Origin of the sequence: Burkholderia sp. KJ006 (assembly GCF_000262695.1) — a bacterium.
GTDB lineage: Bacteria > Pseudomonadota > Gammaproteobacteria > Burkholderiales > Burkholderiaceae > Burkholderia > Burkholderia vietnamiensis.
In genome coordinates, this window is the sequence record NC_017920.1 from 219200 (window position 1) to 232313 (window position 13114).

Consider the following 13114-nt stretch of genomic DNA (forward strand, 5'->3'; position numbering starts at 1 on the left):
GCGGCAGCGGCGGGCGTCGCGCGCGCCGACGCCGCGCGTGCGGCCGCCCGCCCAACCCCCCATTTCTCGCCACGATTTGCTACAATCCTTCCCGTTTTCCGAGGAGCGTTGCGACGGACCGCCTGTGTCCGCCAGGCTCGGAAAGCTTCACCAAGCAGCCGTGCGGCGAAATTCGCGCCGGCTCCGCTTCCTGAACGGCGCTCACGTCACCAATTTCTAGAACTTTTTTAGAAAGGAGGGCGTGATGAACGCCATTATCGATTCGCAAGTTTCCAACGATTACGTCGTCGCCGACATGGCGCTTGCCGGCTGGGGCCGCAAGGAGCTGAACATCGCCGAGACCGAAATGCCGGGCCTCGTGCAGATTCGCGACGAATACAAGGCGCAGCAGCCGCTGAAGGGCGCGCGCATCGCCGGTTCGCTGCACATGACGATCCAGACCGGCGTGCTGATCGAGACGCTGAAGGCGCTCGGCGCCGAAGTCCGCTGGGCCTCGTGCAACATCTTCTCGACGCAGGACCACGCGGCCGCCGCGATCGTCGAGACCGGCACGCCGGTGTTCGCGTTCAAGGGCGAATCGCTCGACGAATACTGGGAGTTCTCGCACCGCATCTTCGAATGGCCGAACGGCGAATTCGCGAACATGATCCTGGACGACGGCGGCGATGCGACGCTGCTGCTGATCCTCGGCTCGAAGGCCGAGCAGGACCGTTCGGTGATCGCGAAGCCGACCAACGAGGAAGAAGTCGCGCTGTACAAGTCGATCGCGAAGCACCTCGACATCGACGCGAACTGGTACTCGAAGCGCCTCGCGCACATCAAGGGCGTGACCGAAGAGACGACGACGGGCGTGCACCGCCTGTACCAGATGGAAAAGGACGGCCGCCTGCCGTTCCCGGCGTTCAACGTGAACGACTCGGTCACCAAGTCGAAGTTCGACAACCTGTACGGCTGCCGCGAATCGCTCGTCGACGGCATCAAGCGCGCCACCGACGTGATGATCGCGGGCAAGGTCGCGGTCGTCGCGGGCTACGGCGACGTGGGCAAGGGCTGCGCGCAGTCGCTGCGCGGCCTGGGCGCGACCGTGTGGGTCACCGAAATCGATCCGATCTGCGCGCTGCAGGCGGCGATGGAAGGCTACCGCGTCGTGACGATGGAATACGCGGCCGACAAGGCCGACATCTTCGTGACGGCGACCGGCAACTACCACGTGATCAACCACGATCACATGAAGGCGATGCGTCACAACGCGATCGTCTGCAACATCGGCCACTTCGACTCGGAAATCGACGTCGCGTCGACCCGCCAGTACCAGTGGGAAAACATCAAGCCGCAGGTCGACCACATCATCTTCCCGGACGGCAAGCGCGTGATCCTGCTGGCCGAAGGCCGCCTGGTGAACCTCGGCTGCGCGACCGGCCACCCGTCGTTCGTGATGTCGAACTCGTTCGCGAACCAGACGCTCGCGCAGATCGAGCTGTTCACGCGCGGCGAACAGTACGAGAACAAGGTCTACGTGCTGCCGAAGCATCTCGACGAGAAGGTTGCGCGCCTGCACCTCGCGCGCATCGGCGCGAACCTGTCCGTGCTGTCCGACGAGCAGGCCGCGTACATCGGCGTGGAGAAGGACGGCCCGTTCAAGCCGAACCACTACCGCTACTGATGCACCGCCGCCGCGGCGCCGGAGCGCCGCTCGTCACGCCGCGTGCGCTCGCGCGCGGCGCGGCCGGCGGCGCCGACCCGATGCACTGACCGTCCAGATCGACAACCGAACCGGAGCCCTCCATGAGCGTCATCCTCACCTGGGTCATCAACGCCCTTGCGCTGCTGATCATCACGTACCTCGTGCCGTCGATCCACATCAAGAGCTTCGGCACCGCGCTGATCGTCGCGGTCGTGCTCGGCCTGATCAACACGGTGATCCGTCCGGTGCTGATCCTGCTGACGCTGCCGGTCACGATCGTCACGCTCGGGGTCTTCATCCTCGTCGTGAACGCGCTGTGCTTCTGGTTCGCGTCGTCGCTGCTGAAGGGGTTCGAGGTGTCGGGGTTCTGGTCGGCGTTCTTCGGTTCGATCCTGTACAGCATCGTGTCGTGGCTGCTGTCGGCGCTGATCTTCGGGCAGCGCGACATCGGCTGACGGCCGCGCCCACTCTTGCGAATCATGAAACCGATCGAACTCTCGTTTGAATTCTTCCCGCCGAAGACGGCGGACGGCGTCGAGAAGCTGCGCGCGACGCGTGCGCAGCTGCTGCCGCTGAAGCCGAAATTCGTCTCCGTGACGTTCGGCGCCGGCGGCTCGACGCAGCAGGGCACGCTCGACACCGTGCTCGACATGCAGAAGGACGGCCTCGAGGCCGCGCCGCACCTGTCGTGCATCGGCTCGTCGCGCGACAGCCTGCGCGCGATCCTCGACCAGTACCGCTCGCACGGCATCCGGCACATCGTCGCGCTGCGCGGCGACCTGCCGTCGGGGATGGGCGAGGTCGGCGAGCTGCGCTATGCGTCCGAGCTCGTCAGCTTCATCCGCGCCGAGCACGGCGACTGGTTCCACATCGAAGTCGCCGGCTATCCGGAATATCACCCGCAATCGCGCTCGCCCGCGGCCGATCTGCAGAACTTCGCGCGCAAGGTGAAGGCCGGCGCGAATTCGGCGATCACGCAGTACTTCTTCAACGCCGACGCGTACTTCCGCTTCGTCGACGATGCGCGCAAGCTCGGCGTCGACGTGCCGATCGTGCCGGGCATCATGCCGATCACGAACTTCTCGCAACTGATGCGCTTCTCGGAAATGTGCGGCGCGGAAGTGCCGCGCTGGGTCGCGCGCCGGCTCGAGAGCTTCGGCGACGATCGCGACGCGATCCGCGCGTTCGGCGCCGACGTCGTCACGGGCCTGTGCCAGCGCCTGATCGATGCGGGCGTGCCGGGGCTGCACTTCTACACGCTGAACGCGGCGGCCGCGACGCGCACCATCTGCGAACGCCTGACGATGTGAGCGCAGCCAGACGCGCGCACGCGACAGCCCCGTCGGTCAAGCCGGCGGGGCTTTTTTATCGCCGCGCGCCGGTGCGCCGGTGCGGGCCGGGCGCGCTCAGCGCTGCGCCTGCATCAGCGGCGGCCGACGGTCGAACCACGGCCGCGCCTGTTCGAGCTGGCGCGCGAGCTTCAGCAGCAAGGCTTCGTCGGTGTGGCGCGCGGCGAACTGCACGCCGATCGGCAGACCGCGCGCGTTCCAGTAGAGCGGCACCGACATCGCCGGCTGTCCGGTCAGGTTGAACAGCTCGGTGCAGCCGGCCCATGCGAACGCCTTCTGCGACGCCCGCGCGAGCATCTCGCGCAACAGCGGCTTCACCGGCAGCGCGCCGAGCAGCTTCATCTGCGCGGTTTCGAGGGCGCTCGGCTGCAGCTCGCCGATCCGCACCGGCGGCCCCGCGAGCGTCGCGCACAGGATCACGTCGTAGCGCGACACGAGGCCGGCCACCTGCACGGTCAGCTGGCGCTGCCATTCGAGCACGTCGTGCAGCCGCGCGCGGGCGACGCGCCGGCCGACCACGGCCATCGCCCACGTCGCCGGCTCGAATTCCGAGCGGTGCGGCGTGCGCCCGGTGAGCGTGCGCGCGCCGAGCACGAGCTCGTCGGCGATCGTCGCCCACAGCGTCAGAAAGGTTTCGGCCACGCGTGCATGGTCGAGGTGCAGCGTCGCGGGTTCCACGTGATGGCCGAGCGATTCGAGCAGCGCGGCCGCATCGGCGAGCGCCGCGCGCGTGTCGTCGGCGAGCGCCGGCGCGAGCATCGGATCGACCACCAGCCCGACGCGCAGCGGGCCGGGCGGCGTGTCGAGTTCGCCGAGAAAGGTGCCGGGCGCGCCGGGCGGCAGCGTCTGTCCGGTCGTCACGTCGAGCAGCAGCGCGCTGTCGCGCACGCTGCGCGACACCGCGTGCTGCACCACCAGTTCGCCGTTCGACGGCTGGTCGACCAGCAGCGGATTGCGGCTCGGCTTCAGCCCGAACAGCCCGCAGCACGACGCGGGGATGCGGATCGAGCCGCCGCCGTCGGATGCATGCGCGAGCGGCACGATGCCGGCCGCGACGGCCGCGGCCGCGCCGCCGCTCGAGCCGCCCGGCGTGTGATCGAGGTTCCACGGATTGCGGCACGCGCCGAACAGCGCGGGCTCGGTGTACGGCATCTGGCCGAGTTCCGACGTGTTGGTCTTGCCGAACACGTTGAGGCCGGCGGCGCGGCTGCGCGCGATCAGCGGCGAATCGTCGGCGGGCACGAAGTAGCGGTAGTGCCGGCTGCCCATCGACATCGGCAACCCGGCCACCGCCGCGGACAGATCCTTGACGAGATACGGCACGCCGGCGAACGGCGCATCGGCGTCGGCGCGGGCGGCCGCTTCGGCGCGCTGGCGCGCGGCGTCGTAGTCCTGCAGCACGATCGCGTTGATCGCGCCGTTGACGGCTTCGGCCTGCGCGATCGCGGCGTCGAGCAGTTCGCGCGGGCTCGCGGCGCGCTCGCGCACCAGCGCGGCGAGGCCGATCGCGTCATATCCGAGATAGTCCGACTGCATCGCGCTCACCCCCGTTGTGACGCGTGACGATCGAGCGAGGATAACGCGGCCGCGGCGTGCCGGGGCCGCCGGCTGCGACTACAGCTGTTCGGCGAGGAACGTCAGCGTGCGGCCGTGCGCGAGCGCCGACGCGCGCTGATGGTACGACGCGCGATCCGGGCAGTTGAAGCCGTGGCTCGCGTCGGGGTACACGTGGAACGAGGCGTTGCCGCGGCCCGCGAACGCGCCTTTCACCTGCTCGACCGCGTCGAGCGGGATCGCGTGGTCGTTCTCCGCGTAGTGGAACAGGATCGGCTGCGTGACTTTATCCGCGAGGTCGAGCGCATTCTGGATGCCGCCGCCGTAATAGGCGACCGCCGCGTCGACCGTGCCGGCCGCCGCCGCGCGGTAGGCGAGCTGGCCGCCGAAGCAGTAGCCGATCGCCGCGACCTTGCCGGCGACGTCCGCGCGTGCGCGCAATGCGTCGGCGGCCGCGCCGATGTCCGCTACCGCGAGGCCGATGTCGGTCTTCTTCATCAGCTCGATGCCCTTGTCGCGATCGGCGCCGTCGTAGGTCAGCTCGACGCGCGGCTGCGTGCGCCAGAACACGTCGGGCGCGAGCGCGACGAAGCCGTCGGCGGCGTACTGGTCGGCGACCGCGCGGATGTGCGCGTTCACGCCGAAGATCTCCTGGATGATGACGACGGCGGGGCCGGTGCCGCGCTTGGGGAGTGCGAGGTAGCCGCCGAAGCTGTCGCTACCGGTCGGAATGTCGATCCATTGGGCTGTCACGTGTGAACTCCTGGCGAGCGGGCGCGCGGTGCGCGCCGCGGGTAAGAGAGGGCGGCCTAGTGTGCCATCAATCGGGTGGTGGCGCAGGGCGCCGCAGCAGCTTCTCCCGCAGCGATCGTTTCGATCTCGATTATTCATTTTTCGGTGCAGCGCGGCTTCGATAAAGTCGACGCATATCCCATTACAAAGCGCTTTCTCGCATCGTCATCGAAGGATTCCGCCATGCCCGCCCGTATCTTTTCCACTCCGTTCGCCGAGCGTTTCGGCCTGCGTCTGCCGCTCGTGCAGGCACCGATGGTCGGCGCAAGCACCGCCGCGATGGTCGCGGCCGCATCCAATGCGGGCGCGCTCGGCAGCCTCGCGTGCGGCGCGTTCGAGCCCGAGCGGCTCGTCGCCGAAGTCGCGGCGATTCGCGCGGCGACCGCGCGCGCGTTCGCCGTGAACCTGTTCGTGTTGCAGCCCGCGTCGCCCGACGCGGCGACGGTTGCGCGCGCACTCGCCGCGATCGATCCGCTGAACGCGGCGCTCGGTTTGCCGCCCGGCGCGGCGCCCGCGCGCTACGCGCCCGACTTCCGCGCGCAACTCGATGCGCTCGTCGCGTTGCGCGTGCCGGTCGCGAGCTTCACGTTCGGCGTGCTCGACGCCGCCGACGTCGCGCGCCTGAAGGCGGCCGGCACCTACGTGATCGGCACCGCGACGCACGTGGCCGAGGGCCTCGCATGGCAGGCGGCCGGCGCCGACGCGCTGGCCGCGCAGGGCGCCGAGGCCGGCGGCCATCGCGGCACCTTCATCGGCTCGGCCGACGACGCGCTGATCGGCACGTTCGCGCTGGTGCCGCAACTCGTCGATGCGACCGGCCTGCCGGTGCTTGCGGCCGGCGGCATCATGGACGGCCGCGGCATCGCCGCGGCGCTCGCACTCGGCGCGCAGGCCGCGCAGCTCGGCACCGCGTTCCTCACCTGTGCGGAAAGCGCGATCGCGGCGGACTGGAAGGCGCGGGTGCGCGCGAGCGCCGATACCTCGACGCAGGTCACGCGCGCGATCACCGGGCGCCATGCGCGCGGCTTGCGCAACACGCTGATGGCGCGACTCGGCGAGCATGTGGCCGAGGTGCCGCCGTATCCGGTGCAGAACGCGCTGACCCAGCCGCTGCGCCAGGCGGCTGCCCGCGCCAACGACGGCGACTATCTGTCGCTGTGGGCCGGGCAGGGCGCGCCGCTCACGCGACGACGCGACGCGGCGCTGAGCGCTGCGCAACTCGTCGACGCGCTCGACGCCGAATGGCGCGCGATGGCCGCATGAAGCGGTGCGCGGGCCGCGCGCAGCGAACCGTCACGGCCCGCGCGGTGCGGCTGCACATCGAGGATGCGGCGCAACCGTTGCTCGAGCATTGTGCAGACGCGCGTATCGTCACGCGCGTTTCATTCAATGATCCAGCGCAAAAAATACAGAATCGAAACGCGCGACGACGCACTGAAATGCCGTCGCAACGGCGCGGGCGAAACTATCGGAAACCCTTATCCGGCTTGGCTTGCAGCGATATTCGAGGAAGCGCTCGAAAGCGCCCGTATCGGTAGTGTTACCACTACCTCAAAAAAGTCCCACAAATTAATTTGATCACCTACACTTGCGCGCAAGTACGGGCGGGCGGCGGCTAAAAGCGGCTGTTTTCACGTGCTTGAGGCCAAGTGCATGAACGATGCACCCGGCGAATCGTCCAGTGATGCAAACACAGGGATGGCAGCGGGGCACCGGGCGATGGCGTTTTATGGGACCGAAACTGGAGACTTACATGAATATCAAGATGCAAAAGCTGTTGCCGATCACCGCAGCTGCGATGCTGTGTGCTGCAGCTGCAAGCAACGCGGCCGCCGATCAAGTCGTCAAGATCGGCCACGTCGCGCCGTTGACGGGCGGCATTGCACACCTGGGCAAGGACAACGAAAACGGCGCGCGTCTCGCTGTCGAAGAGATCAACGCCAAGGGTCTCACGATCGGCGGCCAGAAGATCACGCTGCAACTCGACGCGCAGGACGACGCGGCCGACCCGCGCCAGGCCACGCAGGTTGCGCAGAAGCTGGTCGACGACAAGGTCGTCGCGGTGGTCGGCCACCTGAATTCGGGCACGACGATCCCGGCATCGAAGATCTACAGCGACGCGGGCATCGTGCAGATCTCGCCGTCGGCGACCAACCCGGCCTACACGCAGCAAGGCTTCAAGACCACCTACCGCGTGGTCGCGACCGACGCGCAGCAGGGCCCGGCACTCGCGAACTACGCGCACTCGAAGGGCATCAAGAGCGTAGCGGTGGTCGACGATTCGACCGCATACGGCCAGGGTCTCGCGAACGAGTTCGAGAAGAAGGCCAAGGCGCTCGGCCTGAAGGTGCTGTCGCACGACGCGACCAACGACAAGGCGGTCGACTTCCGCGCGATTCTGACCAAGATCAAGGGTGAGAATCCGGATGCGATCATGTACGGCGGCATGGACGCCACCGGCGGTCCGTTCGCGAAGCAGGCGAAGCAGCTCGGCCTGCGCGCGAAGATCTTCGCGGGCGACGGCGTCTGCACGGAAAAGCTGGCCGATCTGGCCGGCGAAGCGACCGACAACATCGTGTGCTCGGAAGCCGGTGCATCGCTCGAGAAGATGCCGGGCGGCGCCGCGTTCAAGGCGAAGTACGAGAAGCGTTTCGGCCAGCCGATCCAGATCTACGCGCCGTTCACGTATGACGCCGTGTACATCATCGCCGACGCGATGAAGCGCGCGAACTCGACGGATCCGGCGAAGATCCTCGCGGCAATGCCGGCGACGAAGTACACCGGCGTGATCGGCACGACGACCTTCGACTCGAAGGGCGACCTGCAGCACGGCGTGATCTCGCTGTACAACTACAAGAGCGGCAAGAAGACGCTGCTCGACGAAGTGAAGATGTAAGCCGACAAGCGGCCGACGGAGGGGTGAAAGCGCGCCTGCGGAAACGCAGGCGCGCTTTCTTTTTGGGCGGTGCGCGGCGGGCGCTCAGATCTTCAGATGCGCGAGCACCTTCGGCGCGACCGCCGCGACGAGCGCCGCACAGATCGCGACGACCGACAGCGCGGCCGTCAGGTTCGCTGCCTGCGCGACCGCACCGATCACGACCGGGCCGAACAGCAAGCCGAAATACGCGAGCCCGGCGACGTGCGCGAGCCCTTCGGCCGCGTGAATGCCTTCGACGCGCGCCGCGGCCGCGAACAGCACCGGCATCAGGTTGGCGAGGCCGAGGCCCATCAGCGTGAAGCCGGTCAGCACCGCGATCGGATTCGGCAGCAACAGCGCGCCGACCATGCCCGCGCAGCCGAGCGACGCGCTCGCGAACACGAGCTGCGGCGCGCCGAAGCGGGCGCGCACCGCGTCGCCGGCGAAGCGCGCGAGCGCCATCCCGCCGGAGAACGCCGCATACGCGGCGCTCGCGAGCGCGGGGCTCGCCGCGACGACGTCGCGCATATAAACGGTCGCCCAGTCGTACATCGCGCCTTCGGCGATCAACGCAACCAGTGCAATGCCGCCGAGCATCCACAGCGCGGGCGAGCGCCAGCGGTTGCCGCCGCCGTGTGCCGCTTCGTGATGCGGGATGTGCGGCAGCACCGCGGGGCTCGCGGCCAGCAGCACCGCCGCACAGACGGCTGCCGCGAGCGCGAGGTGCACGGCCGGCGCCATGCCGGCCGACAGCAGCGCGCCGCCGGCCGCCGCCCCGGCCATCCCGCCGAGGCTGAACATTCCGTGCAGCGCCGACATGATCGGCCTGCCGAGCGCGATCTCGACGGCGCTCGCCTCGGCGTTCATCGCGACGTCGAGCGTGGCCATCGAAAAGCCGAACAGCGCGAGCGCGGCGACGAGCATCCAGTAGTCGGGCACGACGAGGATCAGCGCCGCGCACGCCGACATCACGAGCCCGCCGGTCAGGCACGCGGTGCGCGAGCCGACGCGCGCGATCCAGCGCGCGATCGTCAGCATCGCGGCGATCGAGCCGCCCGCGACCGCGAACAACGCGACCGACAGCAGTCCGGGGCTGAGCTCGAACTTGTCGCGCACGGTCGGGACATGCACGCCCCACGACGCGTACATCATGCCCGCCACGAAGAACAGCGCCATCGTGGCCGTGCGGGCGCGCCGGCGAACCGGCAACGCGAGCGCGCGATGCGCGTCGGGCGGCGCGGCGAAGTCGGACGGGGATCGGGACGAAGATTCGGACACGGGACGCTCTCGGGTGGGGCGATGGATGGGCGCGCGGCGCTGGCTGGATTCGTCCGATTTTATCGAAGCGCTTACGATCTTGCCGGCGTTGTGGGCTGGTGCTCCAGGCGTTCGGAGTGTGTCGGGCGAGCGAGATGTCGTCTGCCGTTTCCGGCTTGGCGGGCGTGCCGGCGCGCGCCTCATCTGCCTTTCGGCCAATGGTCGGCCGGCGACCGCCGCGAGTAACATCGATGCAGCAAGCTGCGTGCGCGTGGCATATCGGCGTCGCGCGCTGCTGACATTTCCATTCCATGCCTTTCGACCGCAGGAGCCACCGTGAACATCGACCCCGCCCTGCCACTGCATTTACTGCATCGCTGCGCGCTCGGTACGCTCGCGACCCACGCGCGCGAGCCGCAGGGTTTTCCGTATCCGACGATCGTGCCGTTCGCGCCCGATGCGGCGCATCGGCCCGTGATTCTCGTGAGCGGCCTCGCGGAGCACACGCGCAATCTCGTCGCCGATCCGCGCGCGGGCTTTCTCGTCGTCGACGCGCGCGACGGGGACGTGCTGAATGCCGAGCGCGCGACACTCGTCGGGCGTTTCGTGCCGCTCGGCGACGATCCGCATGTCGCCGCGCGTTACACGCGTTACGAACCGGGCGCCGCACGTTATCTCGCGCTCGGCGATTTCACGTTCTGGGCGCTCGACATCGAGCGGCTGCGCTATATCGCCGGGTTCGGGCGGATGGGGTGGGTCGACGGCGCGGCGCTCGACGCGTTGCCACCGCTCGGATTCGACGACGAGCGCGCCTTATGGGATGCGTACGAGTCGAGCGACGTGCGCCGCGACGGGCTCGATCTGCTCGGTGTCGATCGCCACGGCGCCGACTGGCGCCTCGACGGCCGACGGCTGCGCACGCCGTTCGCGCCGCTGCCGGCCGACGCTGGCCCGGCTGCGCTGCGCGAGCAATTGAGCGAGCAATTGATTGCGAGTGCGCACGCTGCGGCGTGACGTCGCACCGCCGCGCATAGCATTGCTTTATTGCATACTTTTTCGCAAACCTGTCGTCCGATGAAAGGTTTGATTTTCCGTATGCAGGGTAATTGCGTATGTTGAAAGTCCAATTAGTGGATCGGTAATGTCCTAATCTCTATGCAACCGCGTAAAAATTTGAGATAAGGCCGCGGCAGGTCAAAATGACACGGCCGAATTGAAAACGATCTGTGTATTTTCGTGAAACGCGCTCTATCAAATCTGTTTTGTGCTAATCTCTGCCTTCGAAAATCCGAGGCACAAATATTCCATGAATGGTGAACCGGCCCAAGACCGGCGCCATTGATCATATCGAAAGGAAAACTATGTCTTCTTACAAGGACCTGCTCGCCCAGCGGGAGAAGCTGGAGAAGCAAATCGAAGAAGCAAAGTCGCGTGAATACGCGGAAGTGCTGAATGACGTGAAGCAGAAAATTGCCGACTACGGCTTTTCGCTCGCCGAACTCGGTCTCAGCCGTGCGAAGGCGGGCAAGGTCGGCCGTCCGCGCGCCGGTGTGGCAGCAAAGTACCGTGACCCGGAATCGGGCGCGACGTGGTCGGGCCGCGGCAAGCCGCCGCGCTGGATCGCCGGCAAGAACCGCGATCAGTTCGCGATTTAAGCGACTGATTAAGTCGGTGCCGAAAGAAGGCCGCGTCTCCGTCGAGGAGTGCGGCCTTTTTTGCATCGTGATACGAAAATGTAAGGAAAGTGTCACGGAAACGTCACGCTCGGTGTGAATGAAAATGCAACCGGTTCGCATAAGCGTCTGATTTAACGGGAAAAATCCGTGTTAACGGAATGCCCGGCGAGATTGGTTTGATAGAATCACCTATCTCAACCGTTATCTCGTATTTCATGTCCTCGTTTTCAGGCGACGCGCAAAGCGCGGATAAGCACGCGGTCGCGCGCAAGAGCACCCTGGTCAGTATCGTGCTGAATGTCGTACTTGCGACATTCCAGATCGCGGTGGGCGCGGTCGCGCACTCGCAGGCATTGATTGCCGACGGGATTCATTCGATTTCCGATTTGATCTCCGATTTTGTGGTGCTGATCGCGAATCGCCATAGCGGTGCGTCGCCGGATGAGGATCACAATTACGGGCACAGCCGCTACGAGACCGTCGCGTCATTGTTTCTCGGCGCGATCCTGATCGCGGTCGGTATCGGCATGTTGTGGCGCGCCGGCAATCGCCTGGTCAATCTCGAGAACATTCCGGCCGTGCATTTTTCCGCGCTGATCGTCGCGCTGACCGTGCTCGTGTCGAAAGAAGGATTGTTCCGCTACATGCTGCGCGAGGCGCGGCGCGTGCGCTCGGCGATGCTCGTCGCGAACGCATGGCATGCGCGTTCGGATGCTGCGTCGTCGCTGGTCGTCGCGATCGGCATCGTCGGCAGCCTCGCCGGCGTGCGGTTGCTCGACCCGATCGCCGCGGCGATCGTCGGCTTCATGGTCGCGCGCATGGGCTGGACCTTCGGCTACGACGCGTTGCAGGACCTGTCGGACCGTGCGCTCGACACCACCGCCACGGCCGAGATCCAGGCGCTGCTCGCGGCGACGCCCGGCGTGCGCGACGTGCACGAGCTGCGCACGCGCAAGATGGGCGACGCGGCGCTGGTCGACGCCCACATTCTGGTCGACCCGATGATTTCCGTATCGGAAGGTCACTACATCGCGGAGAACGCGCGGGCGCGCGTGCTGTCCGACCCGCGCGTGCTCGACGCGCTGATCCACGTCGACCCGGAGAACGACACCGCGCGCCGTCCGGCGCTCGCGCTGCCGCCGCGCGCCGAGATCACCGCGCGGCTCGAGGCCGCGCTCGCGCAGCGCGGGCTGCATGCGGCCACCATCAACCTGCACTATCTGAGCACGGGGCTCGAGGTCGACGTGACGCTCGACGCGGGTGCCGGCGATACCGACGCGGCGGTCGCCGAGCGGCTCGATCTGGATGCGTTGAAGCGCCAATTCGGCGCGCGCCGGATCGGCTTCACGCGCGCCTTGCCGATGAAAGCGTGAGCGGCGCCGACGTGCGTGGGCGGCGTGTTACAGCGGCAGTTGCGTGTCGAATTTGATTTCGCGCAGCACGACGCTCGTGCGCACCTGCGACACGGCCGGGATCTTGAAGATCCGTTCGTGCAGGAACACGTCGTAGGCCTTGATGTCGGGCGCGACGATCTTGAGGATGTAATCGGCTTCGCCGGTCGTGCTGTAGCACTCGGTCACTTCCGGGCAGGTCGAGATCTCGCGCTCGAACTGCTCGACGCCGCCCTCGTTGTGGCGGGTCAGGTGCACATGCGCGAGCGCGCATACGTGCAGGCCGAGCTTCTCGCGATCGAGCAGCGCGGTGTAGCGCTGGATCACGCCGGACTGTTCCATGTCCTTGATGCGACGCCAGCACGGCGTGCTCGACAGGCCGACCTGGTCCGAGATTTCCTGAACCGAACGGCGCGCGTCGAGCTGCAACAGGCGAAGGATTTTTTGCGAAAAGGAATCGAGCGTCACCTGCGCCTCCATGCGGCAGCTACAAC

Annotated in this window: 12 protein-coding genes and 1 riboswitch; of the genes, 8 read left to right on the top strand and 4 right to left on the bottom strand. The window is 67.1% G+C overall.

The window, feature by feature from the left end; translation table 11 throughout:
* Window positions 1–94: 94 nt before the first annotated feature.
* Window positions 95–210: riboswitch (S-adenosyl-L-homocysteine riboswitch) on the top strand.
* A gap of 34 nt (window positions 211–244) precedes the next feature.
* The 3 genes from ahcY (at window position 245) to metF (ending at window position 2994) form a co-directional block, all read left to right on the top strand.
* A complete protein-coding gene (gene ahcY / locus MYA_RS00945) occupies window positions 245–1663 on the top strand; it encodes an adenosylhomocysteinase (RefSeq protein ID WP_011882922.1) in 1419 nt (472 codons plus the stop codon).
* Window positions 1664–1785: 122 nt separating this feature from the next.
* A complete protein-coding gene (locus tag MYA_RS00950; RefSeq protein WP_011882923.1) occupies window positions 1786–2139 on the top strand; it encodes a phage holin family protein in 354 nt (117 codons plus the stop codon).
* A gap of 24 nt (window positions 2140–2163) precedes the next feature.
* Window positions 2164–2994 (top strand): methylenetetrahydrofolate reductase [NAD(P)H], encoded by an 831-nt coding sequence (metF, locus tag MYA_RS00955; protein WP_011882924.1) that lies wholly within the window; start codon window positions 2164–2166, stop codon window positions 2992–2994.
* A gap of 96 nt (window positions 2995–3090) precedes the next feature.
* Here metF and MYA_RS00960 read toward each other — a convergent pair whose 3' ends face one another.
* Together MYA_RS00960 and MYA_RS00965 are read right to left on the bottom strand one after the other, a co-directional pair.
* A complete protein-coding gene (locus tag MYA_RS00960) occupies window positions 3091–4569 on the bottom strand; it encodes an amidase (protein WP_041493730.1) in 1479 nt (492 codons plus the stop codon).
* Window positions 4570–4647: 78 nt separating this feature from the next.
* Window positions 4648–5340 carry a dienelactone hydrolase family protein gene (locus MYA_RS00965; protein WP_011882926.1) on the bottom strand — a complete coding sequence of 231 codons (693 nt, stop codon included), beginning with the start codon at window positions 5338–5340 and terminating at the stop codon, window positions 4648–4650.
* Window positions 5341–5562: 222 nt separating this feature from the next.
* Here MYA_RS00965 and MYA_RS00970 point away from each other — a divergent pair, with 222 nt between their 5' ends.
* Complete coding sequence (locus tag MYA_RS00970) at window positions 5563–6642, top strand: NAD(P)H-dependent flavin oxidoreductase (RefSeq protein WP_041493932.1); 1080 nt, start codon at window positions 5563–5565, stop codon at window positions 6640–6642.
* Window positions 6643–7132: 490 nt separating this feature from the next.
* Window positions 7133–8275 carry a branched-chain amino acid ABC transporter substrate-binding protein gene (locus MYA_RS00975; protein WP_011882928.1) on the top strand — a complete coding sequence of 381 codons (1143 nt, stop codon included), beginning with the start codon at window positions 7133–7135 and terminating at the stop codon, window positions 8273–8275.
* Window positions 8276–8359: 84 nt separating this feature from the next.
* Here the strand turns inward: MYA_RS00975 and MYA_RS00980 are convergent, their stop codons facing one another.
* The gene (locus MYA_RS00980) at window positions 8360–9574 is read right to left on the bottom strand and encodes an MFS transporter (RefSeq protein ID WP_014722245.1); all 1215 of its coding nucleotides are present in this window, start codon (window positions 9572–9574) and stop codon (window positions 8360–8362) included.
* Between the two features lie 315 nt (window positions 9575–9889).
* On the opposite strand from MYA_RS00980, the gene MYA_RS00985 reads away from it, so the two are divergent.
* From MYA_RS00985 to MYA_RS00995, 3 genes are all read left to right on the top strand, one after another.
* Window positions 9890–10567, top strand: a complete 678-nt coding sequence (locus MYA_RS00985) for a HugZ family pyridoxamine 5'-phosphate oxidase (protein WP_014722247.1) — start codon at window positions 9890–9892, stop codon at window positions 10565–10567.
* 347 nt (window positions 10568–10914) lie between these two features.
* Window positions 10915–11208: an H-NS histone family protein gene (locus MYA_RS00990; protein ID WP_011882931.1), complete on the top strand. Its 294-nt coding sequence runs from the start codon at window positions 10915–10917 to the stop codon at window positions 11206–11208.
* A 236-nt stretch (window positions 11209–11444) separates the two neighbouring features.
* Window positions 11445–12602 (top strand): cation diffusion facilitator family transporter, encoded by a 1158-nt coding sequence (locus MYA_RS00995; RefSeq protein ID WP_014722248.1) that lies wholly within the window; start codon window positions 11445–11447, stop codon window positions 12600–12602.
* A 27-nt stretch (window positions 12603–12629) separates the two neighbouring features.
* Here the strand turns inward: MYA_RS00995 and MYA_RS01000 are convergent, their stop codons facing one another.
* Window positions 12630–13100 (bottom strand): Lrp/AsnC family transcriptional regulator, encoded by a 471-nt coding sequence (locus MYA_RS01000; RefSeq protein WP_011882933.1) that lies wholly within the window; start codon window positions 13098–13100, stop codon window positions 12630–12632.
* Window positions 13101–13114: the final 14 nt, after the last annotated feature.